This window comes from Nonomuraea sp. NPDC051298, assembly GCF_055586305.1.
This window is the reverse complement of the sequence record NZ_JBVJIM010000010.1, coordinates 138,692-162,706: the sequence shown is the minus strand read 5'-3', so window position 1 is coordinate 162,706 and position 24,015 is coordinate 138,692. Positions and strand designations below refer to the sequence as shown.

Below are 24,015 nucleotides of genomic sequence, written 5' to 3'. Positions count from 1 at the left end.
GAGAATGAGACCCGAGAATGAGACCCGAGAATGATGGGCGTGGCCGGGTGTTGCCACACGTGAACGCATGCATGGAGGTGCGGGGATGAGCGCGGGCAAGCGGGCGCTGGTGCTGGGCGGCGGGGGAGTCGCCGGGATCGCGTGGGAGACGGGCGTGCTGGCCGCCCTCGCCGACGGCGGGGTGGACGTCACGACCGCGGACCGGATCGTCGGCACCTCCGCGGGCTCCACCGTGGCCGCCCAGGTGACGAGCGGGCTGCCGCTGCCCGACCTGCTGGCCCGCCAGGCCGATCCCGCGCTGCAGACACCCGAGCTGGACAGCGGGGTGTCGCTGGAGGACCTGTGGGCCGAGTTCCAGCGGATCGCCGAGGGGGCGGCCGATCCCGTCGCGCAGCGGCGCACGGTCGGCGCGATGGCGCTGGCCGCCGCCACGGTCGGCGAGGCAGAACGGCGCGCGGTGATCGAGGCCCGGCTGCCGGTGCACGAATGGCCGGAGCGCGACCTGGTGATCGTCACCGTGGACGCCGTCACGGGTGAGCCCCGCCTGTTCGGGCCGGGCTCCGGGGTGGAGATGGTGGACGCGGTGGCGGCGAGCTGCGCGGTCCCCGGCGTGTGGCCGTGCGTGACCATCGACGGGGCGCGCTACATGGACGGCGGCGTGCGCACGGGCGCGAACGCCGACTACGCGGCCGGATTCGATCGCGTACTCGTGCTCGCGCCCATGGCCGAGCCGGAGGAGCCGTCGTGGGCGCGGCTGGAGGGCACGGTCGAGGTGATCGAGCCGGACGCGGCCGCGCTGGCCGCCTTCGGCGTCAACCCGCTCTCCCCGGCGGTACGCACGCCGAGCGCCGAGGCCGGTTACGCCCAGGGCCGGGCCCTCGTCGCCGGCGTGGCCGCGATGTGGCACTAGCCTCTGGCGATCCCTTCCCCGGCGCCTCCCGACCGGCCTTCGGCGCCGCTGGTGTTCAGTCCTCCAGGGTGAAGATCACCCACGACTGGCCCCTGGCCAGCCCGGCCAGCTCCCGTCCGCACTCGCGCAGCACCTGCGGGCCCGACGTGATGTGCTGCGTGCCCGCGTGCACGTCCCTGAACAGCCGCTGCACCAGGCCGTCGCGCAGCGTCGAGGTGCCGCCCGACGCGTAGACGAACCCGGCCACCCCGGCCAGCGTCGAGGTGACGTGGTTGAGCGCGAGCCGCACCATCGTCTCCTGCCGTACGTCGAGCGTCCGGCCCGAGTCGAGGGTGTGTTCGACGTCGTCCCACGTCTCGCGCACCAGGGCCGCCGCCGCGCGGAACCGGGCCTCGGCGCGGGCGAAGTCGGTGTGGAAGGCGTCGCTGCCGGCGATCTGGCCCGGCCGTCCCGCGCGTGCGCCCGCGTGGCGGCCCAGCTCGTCGAGCAGCCGGCGGCCGACGCCGAGCGCCCACCCCGTGTGGCAGATCAGCGCCTGGTCGAGCAGGCCCAGGCGGTAGATCGCGCCGCCGCGCAGCGGCTCGTCCAGGTCGAAGACGTGCGACTGCGACGCCGGTACGAACGCGCCCTCGATGGCGTAGTCGATGCTGCCCGTCGCGCGCAGCCCCAGGACGTCCCAGTTGCCGAGCGGCTCGACGTCCTCGATCGGGGTGATGAAGATCCGTTCCTCGCCGGTGCCCTCGATGGCGCCGAGGCTGTGGGCGTACTGGGAGTGCAGCATGCCCGAGGCGAAGCTCCACCGGCCGCTGAGACGGAAACCCCCGTCCTCCGGGACGGCCACGCCCGGCCGCGTGCCCTGCCCCGCGATCAGCGGCATCCGGGGGCCGGTGAAGATGCGTTCGACGGCGTCGTCGCCCAGGTACGCGCCGGCCGTGCCGTTCTCCAGCGTGGTGGCCATGACGACCCAGCCCGTCGAGGGGTCGGCGTACGACAGCTCGGCGAAGACGTCGAGCAGCTCCCTCGGGGACGATTCTGCTCCCCCGAGCGGCTCCGGCACCCAGACGCCGAAGAGCCCGGCCTCGTGCAGGGCGTCCACCACGGGGGTGGTGAGCTTGCCCTGCGCCTCGGCGGTGCCCGCCTCGCGCTCGATCAGCGGGCGCAGGTCGCGGGCGCGCTCGAGCAGCGTCGTACCGGCGGTGTGCAGTCGCGGCGAATCGCTCATGTCCCGGTGCTCCTGTTCCTGATCGTGGGCGCTCACTCCTCCGTCAGATCACGTCGGTGGCGCGTTGTCCAGAGCCCGTCAAGGAAACCGCCCCGACGGGTCTCCGACGCGCCAAGGGGTGGGAAAGGTTGTCACACGAAGACCCGGCGGATGGCATCGGCGGCGGCGGGCCGGGCACGGTGACCGGGGTACGCAGCGCGACCGCCGGCGAGTCGCCGGCGGCGAGGACCTTGGGGGGACTCATGAAAGTCGGCCTCGGCCTGCCCATCAGCGACCCTGTGGCCCTGCCGGAGTGGGCACGGCGCGCGGACGAGGGCCCGTTCAGCACGCTCGGCCTGCTGGACCGGCTCGTCTATGACAATCCAGAACCGCTGATCACCCTGGCCATGCTGGCGGGCGCCACCTCCAGGATCCGCCTGCAGACCGAGGTGCTGCTCGCCCCGCTCCGCGACCCGGCGCTGCTGGCCAAGCAGACCGCCACCCTGGACCGCATGTCGGGAGGACGCTTCACGCTCGGCATCGGGCTGGGCGCGCGCAGCGACGACTACGCGGCCGCGGGCGTCGACGTGCACACGCGCGGGGCGCGGATGGAAGAGATGGTGACGGCGATGCGTCACCTGTGGTCGGGCGAGCCGTACGGTGACGGGGTCGGCCCGATCGGCCCGCACCCCGCGCGCAGGGGCGGTCCCGAGGTGCTGTTCGGCGCCTTCAGCCCGGTCGCGATCCGCCGTGCGGCCCGCCTGGGCGACGGCTTTCTGTGCTCGACCCACATCGCCGACACCGACTCCCTGTTCCGGGCCATCGAGACGGAGTGGCGGGCCCAGGGCCGCGCGGGCCGTCCCCGGCTGGTCGCGCAGTTCAACGCCGCCCTGGGGCCGGACTACCTGATCAAGGAGGCCCACGACCGGCTGTACGAGTACTACAGCGCGCCCACCTACATGAACATGCCCGCCGGGTTCGCCGAGGCCGCGGTGGCGAACATGCTCACCACGCCCGCCCAGATCCACGAGGCGACGGCCCGGATGGCGGACCTCGGCGCGGACGAGGTCATGTTCTACTGCTGGGCCTCGGACGTGAGCCAGGTCGACCAGTTCGCCGGGGCCCTCGCCGCCGCCTGACACCCGTTCAGGGGACGACTTCGAGGTTGGCCATCATGCCGCCGTCCTCGTGGCTGAGGATGTGGCAGTGGAAGGGGTATTTCCCGGTGAAGTCGCGGAACCGCATGCGGATGACGACCTCGCCCCGGGTGGGCAACTGGACGGTGTCCTGCCAGCCGCGGAACGGGTACGGCCGGCCGTTGACGCTCATCACCTGGAAGTCGTTGACGTGCGCGTGGAAGGTGTGCTGCTCGTCGGAGGCGTTGCGGACGAGCCACTCCTCGGTGGTGTTGAGCTTGGCCCGCACGTCGATGCGGTTGGCGTCGAAGAGCTTGCCGTCGATGAAGAACTGGTTGGCCCCGCTGTTCTCCGAGAAGGTGACGGTACGCCGCTGGGCCAGCGGGTCGTGGCTCAGGTCGTCGATCGCGGCGAAGTCGGCGGGGATGGCGGCCGGACGCATGGGGGTGCCCGAGGAGATCAGGGTGGCGAGCGTCTTCTCCGGGTAGGAGTCGCCGGCCGGGCCGGTGGAGTAGGGCGTGGTGACCAGGTCGGTCCGGCCTTCCTGAGGGCCCTGCACGAGCACGTCGTAGCGCGCGCCCGGCGGCAGGAGCAGGGCTTCTGCGCTCCACGTGCGGTCGACGGGGTTGGCGTCCTGGGCCAGCACGGTGAAGCGGGCGCCCTTGAGCCGCACGTTGTAGGCGATGTTGGCGCCGATGTTGGCCAGCCGCCACAGTTGGGTCTCGCCGGGGCGGATGCTGATGACGGGGTTGATGAGCCCGTTCACGGTCCGGTTGGTGGGGGCGTTGCTGTCGATTTTGGTGGTGGGGATGGCGCCGTTCCTGACCTGGAAGTCCTTGAGCGCGATCAGGCGCTCGGTGATGCCGCGCAGCTCGGGTGGGAGATAGCGGTCGAGGCCGTCGACGATGATCGCGCCCGACAGCCCGGAGAACACCTGCGCCTCCGTGTGCCCGTGCGCGTGCGAGTGGTACCAGTAGGTGCCGGGGGCGAAGTCCTTGCCCAGGTGATAGCTGTGCCGGAAGCTCTCTCCCGGCTTGATGTGCAGGTAGATGTTGTCGGAGTTGCCGCTCGGGGAGACGTGCCAGCCGTGGGTGTGCAGGTTGGTCTCGTCGCCCAGCCGGTTGACCAGGGTCAGGTCCAGCCGGTCGCCGGGGCGCAGGCGGAGGGTCGGCGGCATGTAGTGGCCGTTGTACGTCATCGCCCGCACGTTCTGGCCCGCCAGCCGTACGGTGCGCTGCTCCACCAGCAGCCGCACGCGCAGCAGACCGTTGCTGCTCCTCAGCTCCAGCGGCTGGCGGAACGACGGCAGGGCCTCGGCGGTGGGGGAGGCCGGGTGGGCGGGGACGGCCCGCACGGTCGTGGTGCCGCCGCAGCCGGTCACCAGCACGAGGGCCAGTCCCGATGCGGCGGCGAGGCGTGACAGGGACATGGCGCTCCTCGGGCATGAGGTGGGACGCCCGCCTCAATGCCCGCGTGCCCGCCCGCCGATACCGCCTCTGACATGCATTTTCCGGAAGATTGACCGGGTCAGGGCGGTTCGGTCGACGGCGTGCGGCGGTTCAGGCCGGCTCGGCGACGCCGAGTTCGGCGAAGAGGGCCGCGGCCGCTCGCCGGTGCGGCCCGGCGGCCTCGCCGCCGTGCAGGGCGGACACCGCCTCGCCGAGGAGGCGCAGGGTGCGGGCCTCACCGAGGCGGTGGCCGGTCTCGCGATGGACGTCCAGCGCCGCCTCCGCGGGGTCACCGGCCCGGAGCGCGAGGTCGCCGAGCGCGGTCATCGCGAGCCCCTCCAGCAGCCGGAAGGAGCGTTCGCGGGCGATCCGGAGTGCGCGCTCGGCGAGGGGCACGGCTTGGGCGTGCTCGGTGACCACGGCGGCCAGGCCGATGAGCCCGGCGGTCTTGGGGAAGAGATTGTCGTCGCCGGCCAGGTCCACGGCTCGCCGGTGCCGGTGCACCGCCAGCGCGCGGCGGCCGGTCCGCGCGTAGGCCCGGCCGAGCGCGTTGAGCGCCAGCGACTCGGCGTGCTGGTCCTCGACGTCACGGCTGCGCGCCAGGGCCTCCTCGCCGAGGGCCACCGCCTCGTCGTACCGGCCGAGGTCGCAGTGGAGATCCGACAGCAGGACGAGGCAGTACGGTTCGACGGCGTGGTTCCCGCTCTCGCGCAGGATCGACCTGGCCGCGGTGAGGTGCCGCAGCGCCTGGTCGAAGTGTCCCTGCAGCAGCCGCACCTCGCCGAGATTGCATTCGACGAACCCGGACGAGCCGGACTCCAACGCCACGGTGAGATGGCCGAGTGCCGATTCCAGGCGGCCGAGCTGTGTGTACACGGCGGCGAGGTTGTTGTGCTTCGAGCGCAACGCGCCTGCCCGGCCGAGTTGCCGGTCCAGCCGCATGGCCTCTTCGAGCGACTCGGCCGCGTCCGTCAGCCGGCCGAGACGCCAGTAGGTGTTGGCGCGGTTGCTCAGGATGCCGCTCTTGCCGTGGAACCATCCGGCCTGGTCGGCGAAGGAGAGGGCGCGCGCGTACAGGGCGATGGCGTGGTGTTGTTCCTGGTGCGAGTAGGCGTCCGCCAGGCCGCGCAGGGCCGCGGCGGTGGCCGCCGCGTCGCCTTCCTCCTCGGCGACGGCCACGCCCGCCTGCGCGCAGGAGAGCCAGTCGTTCATGCGCCGGCCCGTCCAGAAATGGTTGCGCATCGCGTCGCCGAGCAGCCACACCGACTGTCTCGGGCCGGTCGAGACCGCCTGGTGGATGGCCGTGACCAGGTTGGCGTGCTCGACCGCCAGCCAGGTTCGCGCGGACGTGACGTCCTCGAAGGCGGCCGGGGTGACCGCGGTGAGCCCTGGTGGCGTGGGCAGCCTGGACCAGTGCGAATCGACGAGGTCGGCGGCGGCCCGGACGCTCAGCAGGTACCAGTCGTAGAGCCGTTGCCTGGCCTCCCGTACGCTCTCGGGGCTCTCCTGCGCGTGGACGCGTTCGGTGGCGTACAGGCGCAGCAGGTCGTGGAAGCGGTAGCGGCCTGGGGCGTACTGGTCGATCAGGTGCGCGGTGGTCAGCCGGGTCAGCTCCTGCCGGGTCGCGGGCAGCGGAGACCCGGTCAGGGCGGCGGCGGCCTCAGGCGTGAAGTCCGGCCCCGGCACCAGGCCGAGCAGCCGGAAGACCGCCCTGGTCCGTGGCGGCAGGGCGGCGTACGACAGGTCCAGCGTGCCGCGGATGGCGCTCTGCTGGTCGCCGTCGATCTGCAGGGCGCCCAGCCGGTCGTCCCCGCGCAGGTCGTCGACGTACTCGGACACGCTCCTGTAGCCGTCGATCGTGAGGTTGGCGACGGCGATGCGCAGCGCCAGCGGCAGGTGGGCGCACAGTCGTCCCAGCTCGGCGGTGGCGTGCGGCTCGGCCCGCGTACGGCCGGCCCCGAGGAGCGAGGTGAGCAGGGCCGCGGACTCCTCCGGCGCGAAGACGTTGAGGTCGACATGGCGGGTGTCGCCGTGCACCGACAGCCCGCGTAGCTGGTCGCGGCTGGTGACCAGCACCAGGCAGGCCGAGCCGGGCAGCAGGGGCAGCAACTGCGCCACCGTACGCGCGTTGTCCAGCAGCAGGAGCACCCGGCGGTCCGACAGCACGCTGCGGAAGAGAGCCGAACGCGCGTCGAGGTCGGCGGGAATGCGCTGGGCGGGCACGGACAGGCCCTGGAGGAGCTGCTCCAGCGCCGTGGCGGGGTCCATCGGCTCGTCCGGCCCGAATCCGCGCAGGTTCACGTAGAGCTGCCCGTCGGGGAAGTGCCGCTGCGCGTGGTGCGCCCAGTGGACGGCCAGCGCGGACTTGCCGACGCCCGCCGTACCGGTGATGGCGGCGATCCTGACCGGCCGCGGGCTCCCGTCGTCCACGGGCTCCCGCAGGGCGTCCAGGACCCGCAGGTGGTCGGCGCGTCCGGCGAAGGCGACCGTGTCGGAAGGAAGCTGCGACGGAGGTACGTCGCCCGCGTCGCCCCGGCCGGTCACGGACGCGGCGGACGGCTCCGCCGCGGGGAGCAGCAGGCCGGGCTCGGTGACCAGGATGGACTGGTGCAACCGCCGCAGGTCGGTGCCCGGATCGATGCCGAGTTCCTCCCTCAGCAGGCCGGCGACGGTGCCGTAGGCCCGCAGCGCCTCCGCCTGACGGCCGGACCGGTAGAGGGCGAGCATCAGGTGGGCCCACAGGCGCTCCCGCAGCGGGTGCGCGGCCGTCACGCTCTTCAGCTCCGGCACGATCTGCTCGTGCCGCCCGGACCGGAGGGCCAGCTCCAGCGAGCGTTCGAGTGCCCTCAGCCGTTCCTCGTCGAGCCGGCCCGCATGGTCCTGGTGCAGCGCCTGCGACGGCATGTCGGCCAGGACGGGTCCCCGCCACAACGCCAGCGCCTCGCGCAGCGGCGCCTCCTGCGCGTCCGCCTGCCCGGCCTGGTCGGCGCGGCGGACCAGCTCGCGGAACAGCGCGACGTCGATGTCGGCGTCGTCGGCGCGGAGCAGGTAACCGTGCTCTCTGGTGTGAATCAGCCGGTCGCCGTCGCGCCCGTCGTCCAGGACCTGGCGCAACCGGGCGATGTGCGTGCGCAGGGCCGCCCGCGCGTCGTTCGGGCTGCGCCCGTCCCACAGGTACTCGATCAGTTGGTCGTTGGAGACGTAGCGGTTGGCGTGGAGCAGGAGGGTGGCCAGCGCCACCCGCTGCTTGGCCGCGGGGACCGCGATCCGCCGACCGGCCCTCAGCACTTCCAGCGGACCCAGGATCCCGAACGACGACGAAGCCGGTCGCCGGGCTGACGGAGTGGCCGATGGTACCCGCTGTAGGATCAAGCCTCACCCCGCGTGTGGACGGTGATCGGGCCCGGCACGATCACGTTGCCTCGTTGCCTCCAGCTCTATGGTGCATGAGAATGCACTATTCGATGCAGTGGTTCAAGAGGTGACAATGACGAGCCTGCAGGACATCGCCGGCGTGATCGCGTCCAACGTACGTGCCGCCCGCCAGGCCCGCCGCTGGACCCTGGACGAGATGGCCGGTCGCAGCGGCCTGAGCCGGCGGGTCATCGTCCAGATCGAACAGGCCCAGTCCAACCCGAACATCGCCACCCTGTTGCGGATCTCCGACGCCCTCGGCGTGGGGCTGCCCAAGCTCGTGGCGATCCCCGACACGCCCAGGGTGCGCGTGGTGCGCGCCGGTCAGGGCCCCCGGCTGTGGCAGGGCGCCCATGGAGGGCACGCCGTCCTGGTGGCCGGGGGCGACCCGCCCGACGTTCTGGAGCTGTGGGACTGGACGATGTTCCCGGGGGAGTCGTACGCCGGCGAGGCGCACACCGCGGGCACCGTCGAGCACCTCCTCGTGATCAGCGGAGAGGTCCACCTGCGGATCGGGGGCGAGGAGGTGGACCTGCGGCCAGGAGACTCGGTGAGCTTCACCGGCGACCAGCCGCACACCTACGCGAACGCGAACGCGAACGCGAACGCGTCAGGCGGTGGCCCGGCCCGGTTCACGCTCAGCGTGATGCAGCCCGGCGTGGGCGTCTGACCGCCCGTTCCCGGCGACCGGGCTCGACTCCGCGCGACAGGCCGAAGACAGGCGGAAGACAAACGACTGCCCGATGATGCGACATCACGGGCAATCGCCGAGCAGGTCGTCTCCTCCTGGCGTTCGCTCGCACCGTGCCGGGAGTCGCCGAGGAGGGACATGACCGATCAACGGCTGGAACAGACCGGACGGGGGAGCCCGGCCGACCGTGTCGCCCGTCTCGTGACGGAGGTGTTCGCCCCCCAGTACGTCGGGATCGCCCTGCCACCACTCGTGGGCGCGCTGGCCGAGGGCTGGCCGGGCCTGGCGTGGGGCCTGCTCGCCGGGCTGTTGTGCGCGGGCGTGCCCGCGGCGGTGATCGCGCTCGGCGTACGGCGCGGGCGCCTGGACTCCGTGCACCTCGTCGCGCGTGACAGCAGGAGGGGGCCCATCCTGGTCGGCCTGGCCGCGGTGGTGGTCGGCCTGCTCGTGCTGGTGTCGGTGGACGCGCCGGCGGCGGTGGTGGCGTCCGTGGCCGTGCTGCTCGGCTGGGCGCTGGTCCTCGGCTCGATCACCCTGGCGTGGAAGATCTCGTTTCACACGGCGGTGTCGGCGGGCGTGGTGGTGGTCCTGGCGTTCCTGTTGCCCGCGCCGCCGGTGCTGCTCGCCGGATCGCCGCTGGTGGTGTGGATCGGCTGGGCGCGGGTCCGGGTGACGCACCACACCGTGGCGCAGGTGGTCGCCGGGGCGCTCGCGGGCGGCGGTGTGGCGCTCGCGGTGTTCGGCGCGTTCCGGTAGCTCGTTCGCCTGGAATGGGCGCCAGGGGCTCACGCCGGTGGGTGAGCCCCTGGACGCTCGATTTACTGGTCCTTCGTCCTCATGTCGGTACCCTCCCTTCTGCTCATCGATGGGGCGGTTCGCGGCCCGCGCAGGAGCGCCGCCCAGGCCCAGGCCGGGTACGCGCCCGCCACGACGCCGGCCAGCCCGGCCAGCGCGATGGTCAGGGCGGGGCTCGTCCAGGTGGCCACCAGGCCGCCCACCAGGATGCCCAGCCCCTGCACGGTGATGAGGACCGAGGAGAGCACGCCCATCCCCTGGGCGCGGGAGTGATCGGGGAGAATCCGTACGAACAGCGCGCCCACCTGCATCTGACAGCAGATCGAGAACGCGCCCGACAGCACGAACAACACCGCGGACCCGACCAGGCCAGGATGGAACGCGCACAACAACAGGGGCACCCCGGTCAGCAGGGCCAGCGCGCCGACCGCCCTGTTGCGCGCGTCCTCCGGCACGAAGCGGCCGAAGACGAACGCCCCGATCACGCAACCGACCGGATCCGCGGCCATGATCACGCCGACGGCCACCGCCGAGGTCTCGTTCAGCGCGTCCGCGTACGGGGCGGCCAGCCCTTCCGGCACGATGTAGAACCCGGCCAGCCAGCTTAGCGCCCCGAGCGACCTCAGCCTCGGATCACGCAACACCGCCCTGAGCCCGAAACCCCCCGCCAGCACCGACGGCGCCCTGCCCCCGTCTGGGCCCCCACCTGAGCCCCCGCCTGAGCCATCACCGGGGCCACCGTTCGGCGCCGGTCGTCGCCGCAGACAGAGGCGCACCAGCACGGCGGACACCCCGAACGTGGCGGCGTCGATGACCAGGCCGACGCTCGGACTCAGCCCCTGGGACAGCAGGCCGCCGCCCAGAAAACCGGCGATCTGGGCGGACTGCATGGTCATCTGCCGGATGGACAGGCCCAGCACGTACTGCTCGCCCTTGAGCACGTCGGCCAGCAGGGCGAGCTGGGCGGCCTTGAACGGCCCGCTCAGCGCCGTCATGGCGGCCAGCAGAACGCCCAGCACCGGCAGCGGCGCGCCCGGCACGGCCATCAGCCCGACGAGCGCGGCCCGGGTCAGATCGACGACGAAGATGACCTCGCGGCGCGGATAACGGTCGCCGATCCAGCTCAACGTGAGCCCGCCGACCAGCGACGGCAGGTAGGTGAGCGCGTACGTCAGCCCGGTCAGCGCGGCGGAGCCGGTCCGGTCGTAGACCAGCACCGCGATCGCGACCCTGGCGACCTGGTCCCCCACCTGGGAGAACAGCTCCGCCAGCCATAACGCCCTGAACTCGCCGACCGCCAGCACGGCGGCGAACGTCGCCGTCCGCCGCTGCGCGGGCGCCCTCATCGCACCTCCCGCGAACGCCGCGGGCCCGTTCCACCGATCTTCGACACCCACAGTCCTTACCGAGCCGTACACCTGGAAGCCGAAGCCAGTCTGCTCGGCCGCTCTGTCTTGACCGTGTCGCATCCCTGTCACCCCACTGTCGCGGCGGCGCGGGCACAGGAGCGCGCTGGGGGAGCTTCGGTCCCAGGCGTGAACTCTTCTGCGGGGCAGAGGTCCTTCTACCCCGCCTACTCCTCAAAGGCCATGGAGATCACGCCCCGGGTCTACCAGGAGTTCGGCCCGCAGCGGGCGTGCTCACGCGGTCCTCGGCTCCATCTCGAAGTCGTCCGCGTTCACGAAGTACCAGATCCGCACCAGCAGCCGCCAGGCGATCGGCATGGGGCCCGGCCGCCGTCCCTCGTGCGCGGTGATCAACCGGTCGGCCACCCGCCGGGCGAAGGGGTTCCTGGTGCCCCGGTCCCGCAGGCTCCCGAGAACGGCCAGCGCCGTGTCGGCCCGGCCCTCGCCGAACAGGCACCTCGCGGCGTGGCACCGTACGAGCGGATCGGCCTGGACGTCCTCGGCCACCCGGACCAGCGCCTCGGTCACGCCTGGTACGGCGGCCAGTACGTGCGTCGTCCCCATCGTCGCCACGCAGAGCAGCCGGATCCGGCGATCGGCCGCCCCACGGTCACGGGACAGCCGTTCCAGGACGGCCAGCGACTCGACGCCGGGGATCCCGTCCAGCACCTCCACCACGTCGAGGTCACCCGGGCGCCAGAGGATGAGCTTGTGCCGCGGGACCCGGACCACGAACCAGGCGGGGCCCTTCTCCCCCTTGGCCCGGGACAGGGCCACCAGCTCGTTGCCGGTGGACTCGGCGACCTCCCGCAGCGCCGCGACTCCCGGAGCCCCGTACGCCGTCAGCGAGATCGCCGCCTGATGCCGTACGTGGGCCTTCGTCCGCGCGTCGGACACGACCTCCCGCAGCACCGCGAGGCCCGCCGGGTCTCCGTGGAGCTGCATGGTGTCGCCGATGGTCACGCGCAGCGCCGCGTCCGGTGTCCGTGCGGCGAGGTGGGCGAGGTCCACCTCCTCGTCCAGTTCGAGCAGGGACAGCGCGGCGCGGTGGCGGTCGCGGTCGTGCGTGCCGGTCTCGTCGAGGACCGCGCGCAACGCCGCGACGCCTTCGGCCCGGTCGTGGCGTGACAGTGTCCTGGCGGCCTTCAGCCGCGCTCCCGTGTGCGGTGACCGGGTGGCCAGGGCGCGGAGCACGTCCTTGCCGAGCGGATCGCCCGCCCGCAGCAGTGCCAGCCCGACGCCGTGCCTGGCGTACGGCCCGACGCGTGGGTCCTCGGCCAGTTCGCGCAGCGCCGCGGGGTCGCCCAGGGCCAGCGCCGCGCCGTAGCGGGTCGGCAGCCGGGTGCCGCCTTCGAGCGTCCGGCGCAGGGCGTCCCTGGTGGGCTCGTCCCCATGGGCGAGGAGCAGGCGCCCGGCCGCGAGGCGGGTGGGCAGGCTCATCCGCTCGTCGGTCGCGAGCAGGCGGAGGGCCTTCAGGCCGGTCAAGTCGCCGCGTTCCAGGAGCGTCCTGGCCGCGCGGAAGCGAGCGCTGGGCGGCGTCGCCGTCCTGGTCAGGTCGTGTAAAATGGCCAGGCCCTCCTGATCGCCGTGGTCGGCGAGCAGGGCCGCGGCCTCGTACCTCAGCGTCGGCAGGACCTTGGGGTCGGCCGCCAGCGCCCGCAGGCCGGTCAGGACCGGGGGCCGGGCCGACTGGGCCAGCACCCTGGCCGCCTCGAAGCGGACCCGTACGTCACCGCCGCGCGCGGTCGCCAGCTCGACCAGCGTCGGGACCGCGCCCGGCGCGGCCTGCTCCAGCAGCGCGGTGGCCGCCTGGAGCCGGCGCCTGACGTCCTGGCGCGGATCGTCGGCGAGCGCGGTCAGCGCGGGTTCCGGGACCTCCGGCAGCGGCGGCAGCAGGTCGGAGGACCACGCGGGCGATGTCACGTCCTCGTCCCGCTCCACGATCTCCCGCAGGCTCGCGTCACTGCTCTCGTCGTCGCCGTGCGCCAGGAGGCGGTCGGCGCACCAGCGTCGTACCGGGTGGGACCTGAGGGTGTGGTCCATCGCGATCAGGGTCAGCAGCGCGTGTCCTGCCTCTCTGTCGACCTCGATCAGCGCGTCGGCCAGCATCCCCCGTGTCCAGGCCGGGACCCCCGCGTCCCGGCACGTCTCGGTCAGCGCGCGAAGGACCTCGGATCGGAACGCGGCCAGCTCGGTGAGCACGTGCAGGCACTGGTCGCCGTACCGGTCCGCCCTGATCCGGGTCAGCAGGCCGGTGACCACCCGGTCGATCTGCTCCTCCGGCACGCCGGCCCCGTCCGCGATCACCCGGCCCGCCGCCGCCAGGCCCGCGTCGGTGCCGTCCAGCAGGCGGGGCAGCAGCTCGGTGGCCGGCGGGCCGGTCCTGCCCAGCACGAACAGGGCGAACTCCCTGGCCGACGGATCGTCCATGGCCTGCCGCCACGTGGCCTCGTCGAAGGGCTCGAGCCCCGCGGCCAGGTACTCGGCGATGCTCTGGTGGACGAAGGCGACGTCGCGGCCGTCCGCGACGAGCAGGGAGGTGGCCAGGAGCCGGTTGACCACCGTACCGGTGAGGGCCGAGCGCGTCATCGGCGTGGGGCCGAGGGCCGAGGTCCACTCCACCGCGGCCTGGAGCAGGTGGCGTTCCGGCGCGTGCACCCTGGTCGCGGCCAGGTGGTCGAGGAGCCGGCTCTCGTGCGCGGTCCACTCCTGCTCGCCGCCCTTCTCCTCCCACCGCCTGGCGGAGCGGAGCAGGGCGACGAATTCCTCGTAGAGCTGGGTACGGTCGGCGGGGAGCCCTGTGGCGGGGTTCTGCTCGTACAGCAGGGCCGCCATGGTGACCAGCAGCGGCACGCGCGGCAGCGCGGCCACCCCGCTGCGCCTGATGCCGGCCACGAACGCGCCCGCCGCCTTCGATGGGTCGCCCTCCGGCCCCGCCGGTGGCCGCGCCTCGAACCAGCGCCGGGCGAAGCGTTCCAGGTCGGCCGGGTCGAACAGGCGCAGCCGCAGCTCCGCCGCACCTGCGCGGACCAGCTCCGACAGCTCGCCGGACGGCAGCGGCCGGCTCGTGACGAGGAACCTGAACACGTCCGAACGCTGCTCCATGGCGGTGGCCAGCAGGGTCAGCACCTGTGAGCGGTCGCCGGGGTCGGCGATCTCGTCCATGCCGTCGACCAGGATCAGCCATCGCGCGCCGTCCAGCGGTGGCGCGGTGAACATCTCCTGCGCCGCCTGCTCCCCGTGACCGGACCAGTAGCCGGCCAGCGCGGCGGGCAGGTCGCTGCCGACCAGCCGGGACGCGGGCAGCCTCAGGGCGACGGCCGAGCCGTACGGCGACCTCTTCCGCGGGCCCCGCCGTGCCGTCTGCCACCAGTCACAGGACGCCGCGGCGAGGTGGGCGGTGAGCATGGACTTGCCGGCTCCCGGCTCCGCCACGACCACGGCATGGGTGTGCCGCGTGACGATCTCCAGCGGCGACAGCGCGCCGGTCACCTGCGCCATCCGCCCGCCGGACCCGAGGCCGGTCTCCGCCCGCTGCTGGACGTACAGGGTGGTGACCCGCGGCAGATGCGTTCCCGTCAGGTGGTAGTGGTGGCGCTCGGCCTCCAGGCGCTGGGCGGCCAGCAGGCGTCGCAGGGCCGAGCCGAGCGGCACCGGCTCCCTGCGGCGTACGGCGAGGTGGATCGCGCCGGTCACGGCGACCAGGACGACGGCGGCGACCGGCCGCAGCCCGGCCTCCCGGTACGCCACCGCCAGCCCCGCCGAGGCGAGGGCGACCAGCACGGCGGTGACGAAGGCCGCCAGGGACAGCCGGCCCGCCCACGGGCGGGAGCGCCCGTCGTCCCCGTCGCCGCCGGCGGGCCGCCGGGTGACCGTCAGCACCTGGACGAGCAGCGCGGTCACCCCCGCGACGGCTCCCACCACCGAGGCGACCTTGTCACCGACGTCCAGCCATTCGGGGGGCATGCCAAGGAATGTACGACATGCGGATCATCACCGGCCTCGCATCCGCGGCCGAGAACCGGGCCGCACAGCGCGGGTTCCGACGAAAACAAGTATCCCGATAAAACAAGTAGGAAATATTGACTTATGGGACACCTCGACCTACTGTCGGAGACATGAGGCAGGGTCTCCTCCTGACCAAGCGCTCCCACGTGGATTTCGGCCACGTCGCCAGCGCCCAGTGTCGTTGATCATGGACTAGCGGTCGCGGGCTTCCACCGCCCGCGTTTCTCCTACGTGCTCCGGGCATGGCCGACGTCGTCCACGCCCCCCATCCGACCTCGCGTCCCGGAAAGCGACCCGGGGCGCCGCGTGAGCATGCCTTCTCCCGTGAGGAACCTTCTCGTGATCGTGCCATCAATGACCTCAGGCCACCCCGGCGCGACGGGGACGACCCCATGACCGACACGCTTCCCGACCGCGCCGTCGCCGCCGACGAGTTCAGGCAGGCGCTGGCCGTGCACGCCAGCGGAGTCGTGGTCATCACCGCGCAGCACAACGGCATCCCCGTCGGGCTCACCGCCACCTCCTTCTCCTCCGTCAGCCTCGAACCGCCCCTGGTCTCCTTCTACGTGGACCGTTCCTCCACCACCTGGCCCCAGTTGGGCGCCGCCGACCACTTCGCCGTCAACATCCTGGCCAGCGACCAGGCGGATCTGGCGGCCAGGTTCGCCCGCAAGAGCATCGACCGGTTCGCCGCGCCCACCCGCTGGCGACCGGGACCCCTGGGCGCCCCGCTGCTCCAGGACGTCTCCGCGCACCTCATCTGCCTGCCCTACGAGCGGGCCGAGGTCGGCGACCACCTCCTGGTCGTCGGCCTGGTCGCCGAGGCGGACGTGCACAGCCCGGGTCGTCCGCTGCTCTACCACCAGGGCCGTTTCGGCCGCTTCCTGGCCCACCCCGACTCCTGACCCCGGAGGACCTGTGTCCATCACCACGCAGCCGCCGGTCTACGCGACCTCCGTCGACCACGTCGCCTACGGCCACTACGGTCCCGGCCGCCTGCACCTCTCGCCCGCCTGGGACCGCCCGATCTACCCCTTCCAGGGGCGGATCAGCGCCGACGGCTCCAGCGGCTTCCGCGCCGAGCCCGGCCGCTACCACCTCTACGTCTCCTGGGTCTGCCCGTACGCCCACCGCGCCGCGATCGTCCGCAAGCTCAAGGGCCTGGAGGACGTGGTCTCGCTGTCGTACGTGGACGACGAGCGCGACGGCCGGGGCTGGGCGTTCAGGGAGCGCAGGGGCCCCGACCCGGTCAACGGCTTCACCCTGCTGGAGCAGGCGTACGAGGCCACCGAGCAGGGGTACGGCGGCCACATCTCGGTGCCCGTGCTCTGGGACAGGAAACGCGGCACGATCGTCAGCAACCACTTCCCCGACATCACGCTCGACCTGGCCACCCAGTTCGAGCGGTGGGCCGACCCCGTCGACCTCTACCCCGAGGCGCTCCGCCCGGAGATCGACGAGCTGAACGACCGGATCTACCAGGACGTCAACACCGGCGTCTCCCGCGTCGCCCGCGCCGGCACGCGGGAGGACCGCGAGCGGGAGCGGCACCAGGTGGTGGCCGCGCTGGAACGGCTGGACGAACTCCTGGCCGAGCGGCGGTTCCTGACCGGCGACACGATCACCGAGGCCGACGTGCGGCTGTGGGTGACGCTGGCCAGGTTCGACGGCGAGCACAACCGCGGTCACGCCGTCAGCGAGCGCGAGCTGAGCGACTTCGAGCACCTGTGGCCCTACGCCCGCGACCTCTACCGGCTGCCCGCCTTCCGCGAGACCACCGAGGGCCTGCCCGCCACCTGGGACGCGCCGCACGGGCGGGGCCGATGACGCGCAAGCGGGTGCACCTGGCGGCCCACTTCCCCGGCGTGAACAACACGACCGTCTGGAGCGACCCCCGCTCCGGCAGCCAGATCGACTTCGCCTCGTTCGTCCATCTCGCCAGGACGGCCGAGCGCGGCACGTTCGACTTCTTCTTCCTGGCCGAGGGGCTGCGGTTGCGCGAGCTGAAGGGGCGCATCCACGACCTCGACGTGGTGGGCCGCCCCGAGTCGCTCACCGTGCTCAGCGCGCTGGCCGCGGTGACCGACCGGCTCGGCCTGGCCGGGACCGTCAACGCGACCTTCAACGAGCCGTACGAGCTGGCCCGGCGCCTGTCCACGCTGGACCACCTGAGCGCGGGCCGGGCCGCGTGGAACGTGGTGACCACCTCCGACGCCTTCACCGGCGAGAACTTCCGCCGTGGCGGCTACCTCGACCGCTCACAGCGCTACGAGCGGGCCGCCGAGTTCGTCCACCTGTCGCGTGAGCTGTGGGACTCCTGGAGCCGGGACGCGGTCGCCGCCGACGCGGCGGCGGGCACGTTCGTCCGCCCTGGGGCCATCGGCACGGTCGAGCACCGGGGCGCGCACTTCACCGTCGAGGGCCGCTTCACGCTGCCCCGCAGCCCGCAGGGCAGGCCCGTGATCATCCAGGCGGGCGAATCCGACGACGGCCGCGAGTTCGCCGCCGCCCACGCCGACGTGATCTTCTCGCCGCACGGCAGGCTGGAGGACGGCAAGCGGTTCTACGCCGACGTCAAACGCCGCCTGGCCAGGTACGGCCGCGAGCCGCACGAGTTGAAGATCATGCCGGGGGTCACGTTCGCGCTGGGCGACACCGAGGCGGAGGCCGCGGAGAACGCCGCCCGCATCCGCCGCCAGCAGGTGGGCCCGCAGACCGCGATCGCGTTCCTGGAGCAGGTGTGGGGCCGCGACATGTCGGCGTACGACCCGGAGGGCCCGCTGCCGGCGATCGAGCCCGACCTGTCGGAAGGCGTCTCCCAGGGGAGGGTGCCGATCAAGGACCGGCCGGCCGTGGCCGCCAAGTGGCGGGCGCTGGCCGAGGAGAAGGGGCTCTCCATCCGCGAACTCGTCATCGAGGTGACCGGGCGGCAGACGTTCGTCGGCACCCCTGAGAGCGTGGCCCGGCGGATCGACGAGCACGTGCAGGCCGACGCCGCCGACGGGTTCATCCTCGTGCCGCATCTGACGCCGGGCGGGCTGGACGAGTTCGTGGACCGGGTGGTGCCGCTGCTGCGCGAACGCGGCTCCTTCCGTACCCACTACACCGGCGTGACCCTCCGTGACCATCTGGAGCTCGCATGACCCTGCATCTGGCCGTGGCGTTGGACGGCGCGGGCTGGCATCCCGCCGCCTGGCGCGAATCCGCCGCCGACGTCTTCTCGGCCCGTCACTGGGCGGGACTCGTGACCGAGGCGGAGCGCGGGCTGCTCGACTTCGTCACCTTCGAGGACACGCTCGGGTTGCAGTCGACGCTGCCCGACGGCGACGACGACCGTACCGACCAGGTGCGGGGGCGGTTCGACGCGGTGCTGCTCGCCTCCCGGCTGGCGCCGCTCACCAGCCGGATCGGGCTGGTGCCGACCGCGACCGTCACCCACACCGAGCCGTTCCACGTCGCCATCGGCATCGCCACGCTCGACCACGTCAGCGGCGGCCGGGCCGGGTGGCGGGCGCAGCTCTCCCCGCGGGCCTCGGAGGCCAGGCTCGTCGGACGGCGGGAGTTCCCGCCGCTCGACCGGCTGCTGAATCGGCCCGGCGGCGCGGACCTGTCCGCCGACCCGCACGTGCGCGACCTGTTCGCCGAGGCCGCGGACGCCGTGGAGGTGTCGCGGCGGCTCTGGGACAGTTGGGAGGACGACGCCGAGATCCGCGACGTGTCCACCGGCCGGTTCATCGACCGGGACAAGCTCCACCACATCGACTTCTCCGGCCGGTTCTTCTCCGTCAAGGGGCCGTCGACCACGCCGCGCCCGCCGCAGGGCCGGCCGGTGGTGACCGCGCTCGCGCACGCGCGGCTGCCGTACGAGTTCGCCGCGGGCGCCGCCGACGTCGTGTACGTCACGCCGCAGTCCGCCGAGCAGGCCCGCGCCATCGTCGAGGAGCTGAGAGGGCTCTCCGGCGAGCTGAAGATCTTCGCCGACCTGCTCGTCTTCCTGGGCGAGGACGCGGCGGGACGCAAGGCGCGGCTCGACGAACTGGCCGGAGCCGAACTGGCCTCCGACGCCGCGATCTTCACGGGGACGGCGGGGGAGCTGGCCGACCTGCTGCTGGAGTGGCGGCAGGCCGGGATCCAGGGGTTCCGGCTGCGGCCCGGCGCGCTGCCGTACGACCTGGAGCGGATCGCCCGGGAGCTGACGGCCGAGCTGCGCGGGCGGGGGGCGTTCCGGCACGCGTACGAGGCGGCCACGCTGCGCGGGCTGCTCGGCCTGCCGCGCCCCGGCAGCCGGTACGTGGAGGCACGATGAAGTTCCTGCTCATCACGCTGATCGTGCACAACGACGAGCGGTCGACCACAGAGCGCTTCCGCGCGGTCGTCGAGAACGCGGTGCTGGCCGAGGAGCTGGGCTTCGACGGGTTCGGCGTGGGGGAGCGGCACGAGCGGCCGTTCATCTCCTCCTCCCCGCCGGTGGTGCTCAGCCACATCGCCGCCAGGACGTCCAGGATCCGGCTGTTCACGGCGGTGACCACGCTGAGCCTGCTGGACCCGGTACGGGCCTACGAGGACTACGCCACGCTCGACCACCTGTCCGAGGGCAGGCTGGAGCTGATCATCGGCAAGGGCAACGGCGCCGCGCAGGCCGAGCTGTTCCACGTCACGGCCGAGGACCAGTGGGAACGCAACCGCGAGGGCTACGAGCTGTTCCGCCGCCTATGGCGGGAGGACAAGGTCACCTGGGCGGGCACGTTCCGCCCGTCGCTCACCGAGGCCGAGACCTGGCCGCGCCCCCTGCAACGGCCGATCCGCGTCTGGCACGGCAGCGCCACCAGCAAGGAGTCGGTGGACCTGGCCGCCAGGTACGGCGACCCGCTGTTCTCCGCCAACGTCACCAACCCCATCGACCCGTACGGCGAGCTGATCGACCACTACCGGGAACGCTGGGCGCACTACGGGCACGACCCGGCCGACGCGCTGGTGGGGGCAGGGACGGCGGGCTTCTACACGGCCAGGACGTCCCAGGAGGCGATCGCGACGTACCGGCCGATCTACGACGCCCGCGTGGCGTTCCAGCGCAGGCTGGGGCTGCCGATCGTCTTCCCCACCCTGGAGGACGCCATCGAGCGCAGCTCGATCCTGGTCGGCGGCCCGCAGCAGATCATCGACAAGGTGCTCCGCTACCACAAACGGTTCGGGCACGAGGTCATGCACCTGCACGCCGACGCCGACGGGCTCACACCCCGGCAGCACCGGGAGGCGCTGGAGCTGTTCCAGACCGAGATCGCGCCCGTGCTGCGGGCCGAGATCCCCAGCAGGCCGTTCCCCGGAGGTGCCGCGTGACCCTGTCCATCCTCGATCTCGCCCCGATCGTGTCGGGAGGCGGCGCCGGCGACGCGCTGCGCAACACCATCGACCTGGCCCGGCGAGCCGAGGAGTTCGGTTACCGCCGCTACTGGGTCGCGGAGCACCACTTCGCGCCGGGCGTGGCCAGCTCGGCCCCGGCCGTGCTGATCGGGCTGCTCGCGGCGGCGACGGACACGATCCGGGTCGGGTCGGGGGCCGTGCAGCTCGGGCACCAGACGCCGCTGTCGGTGGTGGAGCAGTTCGGCCTGGTCGACGCGTTGTACCCGGGCCGGGTCGACCTCGGGATCGGCCGCTCGGGCCAGCGCCGCGCCGAACTGGCCAAGAGCGCCGAGCCCGCCGGGAACGCCGAGAGGTCCGGGAACGGCGAGCGGGCCGGAAACGGCGAGCCGGTCACGGACGCGGCCGTCGGGCAGCAGCCCGCCAGGATCGTCGACGGGCTGCTCATCCCGCCGCCGTTCGACTGGTCGCTGCTCGCCCAGCACCCCCAGCTCGTCCACTACGCCACGCTGCTCCAGCAGCCCGGCGCCCAGACGCCCGACTTCGCCGCCCAGATCGACGACGTGCTCGCCTTCCTCAACGGCACGCACGAGGCGCACGCCGTGCCAGGGGAGGGCGCGGACCTGCAGGTGTGGATCCTCGGCAGCAGCGGCGGCCAGAGCGCGCAGGTCGCCGGCGAGCGCGGGCTGCCGTTCGCGGCCAACTACCACGTCAGCCCGTCCAGCGTGCTGGAGGCCGTCGAGGCGTACCGGGAGGCGTTCAAGCCGTCGGACGCGCTGGCCGAGCCGTACGTGATCGTCTCGGCCGACGTGGTCGTGGCCGGGGACGAGGCGCGGGCGCGCGAGCTGGCCAAGGGCTACGGGCTGTGGGTCCGCAGCATCAGGACCGGCGCGGGGGCGATGCCGTACCCCACGCAGGAGGAGGCCGACCGCCACGTCTGGACCGAGGCCGACCGGCGGCTCGTCAAGGACCGCATCGACACCCGGTTCGTCGGCTCACCACGCCAGGTGGCGGACGGGCTGCGCGTGCTGCGCCGGGTCACCGGGGCCGACGAGCTGCTCGTCACCACCATCACCCACGACCACGACGACCGCGTGCGCTCCTTCGAGCTGCTCGCCGAGGCATGGGACCGCCCGTGAGACGCTCGATCCCCGCGCTGCTGCTGATCCCCGCGCTGCTGGCCGTGGCCGCGTGCGGTGCGCAGCCCGCCCGGTCCGCCCCAGGCACCACGCTGGTGTGGGCGATAGAGACGCAGCCGATCACCCTGAACCCGCAGTTGTGGGCGCAGAACAAGGTGCGGCTGCTCGTGTTCGACCAGTTCGACGCGCTCGTCTCGAAGGCGGAGGACGGCACCTTCCGCCCCTGGCTGGCGAAGTCGTGGCAGGTGTCGGACGACGGCCTGACCTACACCCTCGACCTGCGCGACGACGTCACCTTCCACGACGGCACGAAGTTCGACGCCGCCGCCGTCAAGGCCAACCTCGACCAGTTCGGCGTGCCGGGCTACAACCCGGCGGTGGCCGCCATCCAGCTCAAGGCTTTCGACCGGGCCGAGGTCGTGTCGCCGTACCGGCTGAAGATCACCCTGACCGAGCCGGACGGGCTGTTCCTCGACTTCCTCGCCTCGCCCTACGCCGGGCAGGTGTCGCCCAAGTCGCTCAAGAGCGCCAAGGACCTGAAGTTCGGCGGGACCGACCTGGTCGGCACCGGGCCGTTCATCCTCGACCGGTACGTCCAGGGCCAGGAGATCCACTACCGCCGCAACCCCGCCTACCGGTGGCCCCCGGCGGGGGCGGCGCACCAGGGCCCGGCCCACCTGTCCGAGCTGACCTACCGATTCCTGCCCGAGGCCGCGGTCAGGGTCGGCGCGCTCACCTCCGGTCAGGTGCAGGTGATCGAGGGCCTCCCCGCCACCGAGGTCGCCCTCATCGAGAAGGATCCGACCCTGACCCTGCAGACCGCGCTGAACTCGGGCACCGCCTACTCCTACTACTTCAACACCTCCCACGCCCCCTTCGACGACCAGCGCGTACGCGAGGCGTTCCGCGAGGCCGTGGACGTGGACGCCGTGCTGAGATCCGTCTACCAGGGCACCGCCACCAGGGCCTGGAGCATCGTCGGCAAGAACAGCCCCTTCTACGACGCCGGGCTCGACGGCTCGTTCGGCGGCGACGTGGCCAAGGCCAACGCCCTGCTCGACGCGGCCGGGTGGAAGGAGCGCGACGCCGAGGGGTTCCGGGTCAAGGACGGCAAGCGGCTCACGGTGCGCGAGATCGCCTCGGCCCCCTTCGTCCGCGACCGCAGGGACGTCCTCGCCCAGGCCATCCAGGCCCAGGTCAAGCAGAACGCCGGCATCGACTTCCAGGTGAGGATCGTGGACCAGGGCAGCGCCCAGAAGGCCGTCGACGACAACGAGTACGAGCTGTTCGGCAACTCCCGCGGCGACTCCGACGCGGGCGCGGCGCTCAACCTCATCCTGCCGGCCGATGGCGCGGTCAACCGCACCCGCTTCGCCGACCCCCAGGTGGAGAAGTGGCTGGCCACCGCCTCCGCCACCTCCGACCAGGCCGAACGCAAGCGGCTCTACGCCGACGTGCAGCGGGAGGCCGTGCTGGAGGACGCCATCGTGTTCCCGCTCTACGTCCCCGCCGACCAGATCGCCGCGCAGAAGACCGTGCAGGGGCTCGGGTTCGACCCGTCCTCGGGCACCCCCGCCGCCGCGTACGACGTGCGGATCGGGACATGATCAAGCGCCTCGGCACCGGGCTGGCGGTGTTGTGGGCCGCCGCCACGGCCTCGTACGTCGCGTTGCTGCTGGCCCCGGGCGACACCGTCGACATCCTGGTCGGCGACGGCCCCGACACCCCGGAGGTCAGGGCGGGGATCGTCGCGGAGTGGGGGCTCGACCGGCCGGAGATCGTGCAGTACCTGTCCTACCTGTGGCGGCTGCTGCACGGCGACCTCGGCCGCTCGTACCAGCTCCAGCGTGGCGTGGGCGAGGTGCTCGCCACCCAGGTCGGGCCGACCCTGCAGCTCACGCTCGCCGCGGCCGGGACCGGGGTCGCGCTGGCCGGGGCCATCGCCATCCTCACGGCGGGCAGGGGACGGTGGCTGCGCGGCGCGGCCTCGGCGGCCGAGCTGGTGTCGGTGTCGGTTCCGCCGTTCCTGATCGGGATCGTGCTGCTGTCGGTGTTCTCGTTCACGCTCGGCTGGTTCCCGGTCTCCGGGGCGCAGGGGCCGCAGGCGCTCGTGCTGCCCGCGGTCGCGCTCGGCCTGCCCATCGCCGGCGTGCTCGGCCAGGTGCTGCGCGGCGGGCTGGAACGTGCGTTGGAGCAGCCGTTCGCGGTGACGGCCAGGGCGCGCGGGCTCACCGAGCGCGCCCTGGTCGCCCGGCACGCCCTGCGGCACGCGCTGATCCCGGCGGTGACGCTGGCCGGATGGTTCACCGGGACGCTGCTGGGCGGCGCGGTGATCATCGAGGTGCTGTTCGGGCGGCCGGGGCTCGGTCAGGTGGCCATGCAGGCCGTGACCGGCCGGGACATGCCCGTCGTGATGGCCGTGGTGCTGCTGTCCGCCGTCGCGTACGTCGCCATCAGCACCCTGCTCGACCTGGCCTACCGCGTCATCGACCCCCGGATCCGGGGCTGA

At 72.8% G+C, this 24,015-nt stretch carries 17 protein-coding genes; 12 read left to right on the top strand and 5 right to left on the bottom strand.

Annotated elements, in window-relative coordinates:
* Positions 1 to 85: 85 nt before the first annotated feature.
* On the top strand, positions 86 to 910 hold the full coding sequence (locus ACZ6S0_RS27495) for a patatin-like phospholipase family protein (protein ID WP_465922202.1): 825 nt from the start codon (positions 86 to 88) through the stop codon (positions 908 to 910).
* Positions 911 to 965: 55 nt separating this feature from the next.
* Here ACZ6S0_RS27495 and ACZ6S0_RS27490 read toward each other — a convergent pair whose 3' ends face one another.
* Positions 966 to 2,132: an acyl-CoA dehydrogenase family protein gene (locus ACZ6S0_RS27490; protein ID WP_465922201.1), complete on the bottom strand. Its 1,167-nt coding sequence runs from the start codon at positions 2,130 to 2,132 to the stop codon at positions 966 to 968.
* Positions 2,133 to 2,260: 128 nt separating this feature from the next.
* Here ACZ6S0_RS27490 and ACZ6S0_RS27485 point away from each other — a divergent pair, with 128 nt between their 5' ends.
* A complete protein-coding gene (locus ACZ6S0_RS27485; protein ID WP_465922200.1) occupies positions 2,261 to 3,250 on the top strand; it encodes an LLM class flavin-dependent oxidoreductase in 990 nt (329 codons plus the stop codon).
* Positions 3,251 to 3,257: 7 nt separating this feature from the next.
* Here ACZ6S0_RS27485 and ACZ6S0_RS27480 read toward each other — a convergent pair whose 3' ends face one another.
* On the bottom strand, positions 3,258 to 4,676 hold the full coding sequence (locus tag ACZ6S0_RS27480) for a multicopper oxidase family protein (protein WP_465922199.1): 1,419 nt from the start codon (positions 4,674 to 4,676) through the stop codon (positions 3,258 to 3,260).
* A 130-nt stretch (positions 4,677 to 4,806) separates the two neighbouring features.
* On the bottom strand, positions 4,807 to 7,983 hold the full coding sequence (locus ACZ6S0_RS27475) for an AfsR/SARP family transcriptional regulator (RefSeq protein ID WP_465922198.1): 3,177 nt from the start codon (positions 7,981 to 7,983) through the stop codon (positions 4,807 to 4,809).
* Positions 7,984 to 8,182: 199 nt separating this feature from the next.
* Between ACZ6S0_RS27475 and ACZ6S0_RS27470 the strand changes: the two genes are divergently transcribed.
* Both ACZ6S0_RS27470 and ACZ6S0_RS27465 read left to right on the top strand, forming a co-directional pair.
* Positions 8,183 to 8,779, top strand: coding sequence for a helix-turn-helix domain-containing protein (locus ACZ6S0_RS27470; protein ID WP_465922197.1), 597 nt, complete (start codon positions 8,183 to 8,185; stop codon positions 8,777 to 8,779).
* Between the two features lie 159 nt (positions 8,780 to 8,938).
* The gene (locus ACZ6S0_RS27465; RefSeq protein WP_465922196.1) at positions 8,939 to 9,556 is read left to right on the top strand and encodes a hypothetical protein; all 618 of its coding nucleotides are present in this window, start codon (positions 8,939 to 8,941) and stop codon (positions 9,554 to 9,556) included.
* Between the two features lie 62 nt (positions 9,557 to 9,618).
* On the opposite strand, the gene ACZ6S0_RS27460 is transcribed toward ACZ6S0_RS27465, so the two are convergent.
* Together ACZ6S0_RS27460 and ACZ6S0_RS27455 are read right to left on the bottom strand one after the other, a co-directional pair.
* On the bottom strand, positions 9,619 to 10,941 hold the full coding sequence (locus tag ACZ6S0_RS27460; protein ID WP_465922195.1) for an MFS transporter: 1,323 nt from the start codon (positions 10,939 to 10,941) through the stop codon (positions 9,619 to 9,621).
* A 294-nt stretch (positions 10,942 to 11,235) separates the two neighbouring features.
* Positions 11,236 to 14,967, bottom strand: coding sequence for a hypothetical protein (locus ACZ6S0_RS27455; RefSeq protein WP_465922194.1), 3,732 nt, complete (start codon positions 14,965 to 14,967; stop codon positions 11,236 to 11,238).
* 434 nt (positions 14,968 to 15,401) lie between these two features.
* Here ACZ6S0_RS27455 and ACZ6S0_RS27450 point away from each other — a divergent pair, with 434 nt between their 5' ends.
* From ACZ6S0_RS27450 to ACZ6S0_RS27415, 8 genes are read left to right on the top strand one after another with little or no spacing between them, the layout of a single operon-like run.
* Positions 15,402 to 15,914 (top strand): flavin reductase family protein, encoded by a 513-nt coding sequence (locus tag ACZ6S0_RS27450; protein ID WP_344879265.1) that lies wholly within the window; start codon positions 15,402 to 15,404, stop codon positions 15,912 to 15,914.
* A 13-nt stretch (positions 15,915 to 15,927) separates the two neighbouring features.
* The gene (locus tag ACZ6S0_RS27445) at positions 15,928 to 16,836 is read left to right on the top strand and encodes a glutathione S-transferase C-terminal domain-containing protein (RefSeq protein ID WP_465922193.1); all 909 of its coding nucleotides are present in this window, start codon (positions 15,928 to 15,930) and stop codon (positions 16,834 to 16,836) included.
* Positions 16,833 to 18,152: an NtaA/DmoA family FMN-dependent monooxygenase gene (locus tag ACZ6S0_RS27440; protein ID WP_465922192.1), complete on the top strand. Its 1,320-nt coding sequence runs from the start codon at positions 16,833 to 16,835 to the stop codon at positions 18,150 to 18,152. The genes ACZ6S0_RS27445 and ACZ6S0_RS27440 overlap by 4 nt, the downstream gene beginning before the upstream one ends.
* A complete protein-coding gene (locus ACZ6S0_RS27435; RefSeq protein ID WP_465922191.1) occupies positions 18,149 to 19,315 on the top strand; it encodes an LLM class flavin-dependent oxidoreductase in 1,167 nt (388 codons plus the stop codon). Before ACZ6S0_RS27440 ends, ACZ6S0_RS27435 begins: the two co-directional genes overlap by 4 nt.
* Entirely contained in the window at positions 19,312 to 20,346 is a 1,035-nt protein-coding gene (locus tag ACZ6S0_RS27430) for an LLM class flavin-dependent oxidoreductase (RefSeq protein ID WP_465922190.1), read from the top strand. Before ACZ6S0_RS27435 ends, ACZ6S0_RS27430 begins: the two co-directional genes overlap by 4 nt.
* Complete coding sequence (locus ACZ6S0_RS27425; protein ID WP_465922189.1) at positions 20,343 to 21,506, top strand: LLM class flavin-dependent oxidoreductase; 1,164 nt, start codon at positions 20,343 to 20,345, stop codon at positions 21,504 to 21,506. The genes ACZ6S0_RS27430 and ACZ6S0_RS27425 overlap by 4 nt, the downstream gene beginning before the upstream one ends.
* Entirely contained in the window at positions 21,503 to 23,113 is a 1,611-nt protein-coding gene (locus ACZ6S0_RS27420; RefSeq protein ID WP_465922188.1) for an ABC transporter substrate-binding protein, read from the top strand. Before ACZ6S0_RS27425 ends, ACZ6S0_RS27420 begins: the two co-directional genes overlap by 4 nt.
* The gene (locus ACZ6S0_RS27415) at positions 23,110 to 24,015 is read left to right on the top strand and encodes an ABC transporter permease (RefSeq protein WP_465922187.1); all 906 of its coding nucleotides are present in this window, start codon (positions 23,110 to 23,112) and stop codon (positions 24,013 to 24,015) included. Before ACZ6S0_RS27420 ends, ACZ6S0_RS27415 begins: the two co-directional genes overlap by 4 nt.

What these genes read in the sequence shown, in the direction of transcription:
- ACZ6S0_RS27495 (WP_465922202.1), top strand. Translation starts at nt 86, where the DNA reads ATGAGCGCGGGCAAGCGGGCGCTGGTGCTGGGCGGCGGGGGAGTCGCC.
- ACZ6S0_RS27490 (WP_465922201.1), bottom strand. Translation starts at nt 2,132, where the DNA reads ATGAGCGATTCGCCGCGACTGCACACCGCCGGTACGACGCTGCTCGAG.
- ACZ6S0_RS27480 (WP_465922199.1), bottom strand. Translation starts at nt 4,676, where the DNA reads ATGTCCCTGTCACGCCTCGCCGCCGCATCGGGACTGGCCCTCGTGCTG.
- ACZ6S0_RS27470 (WP_465922197.1), top strand. Translation starts at nt 8,183, where the DNA reads ATGACGAGCCTGCAGGACATCGCCGGCGTGATCGCGTCCAACGTACGT.
- ACZ6S0_RS27465 (WP_465922196.1), top strand. Translation starts at nt 8,939, where the DNA reads ATGACCGATCAACGGCTGGAACAGACCGGACGGGGGAGCCCGGCCGAC.
- ACZ6S0_RS27460 (WP_465922195.1), bottom strand. Translation starts at nt 10,941, where the DNA reads ATGAGGGCGCCCGCGCAGCGGCGGACGGCGACGTTCGCCGCCGTGCTG.
- ACZ6S0_RS27455 (WP_465922194.1), bottom strand. Translation starts at nt 14,967, where the DNA reads ATGCCCCCCGAATGGCTGGACGTCGGTGACAAGGTCGCCTCGGTGGTG.
- ACZ6S0_RS27450 (WP_344879265.1), top strand. Translation starts at nt 15,402, where the DNA reads ATGACCGACACGCTTCCCGACCGCGCCGTCGCCGCCGACGAGTTCAGG.
- ACZ6S0_RS27440 (WP_465922192.1), top strand. Translation starts at nt 16,833, where the DNA reads ATGACGCGCAAGCGGGTGCACCTGGCGGCCCACTTCCCCGGCGTGAAC.
- ACZ6S0_RS27435 (WP_465922191.1), top strand. Translation starts at nt 18,149, where the DNA reads ATGACCCTGCATCTGGCCGTGGCGTTGGACGGCGCGGGCTGGCATCCC.
- ACZ6S0_RS27430 (WP_465922190.1), top strand. Translation starts at nt 19,312, where the DNA reads ATGAAGTTCCTGCTCATCACGCTGATCGTGCACAACGACGAGCGGTCG.
- ACZ6S0_RS27415 (WP_465922187.1), top strand. Translation starts at nt 23,110, where the DNA reads ATGATCAAGCGCCTCGGCACCGGGCTGGCGGTGTTGTGGGCCGCCGCC.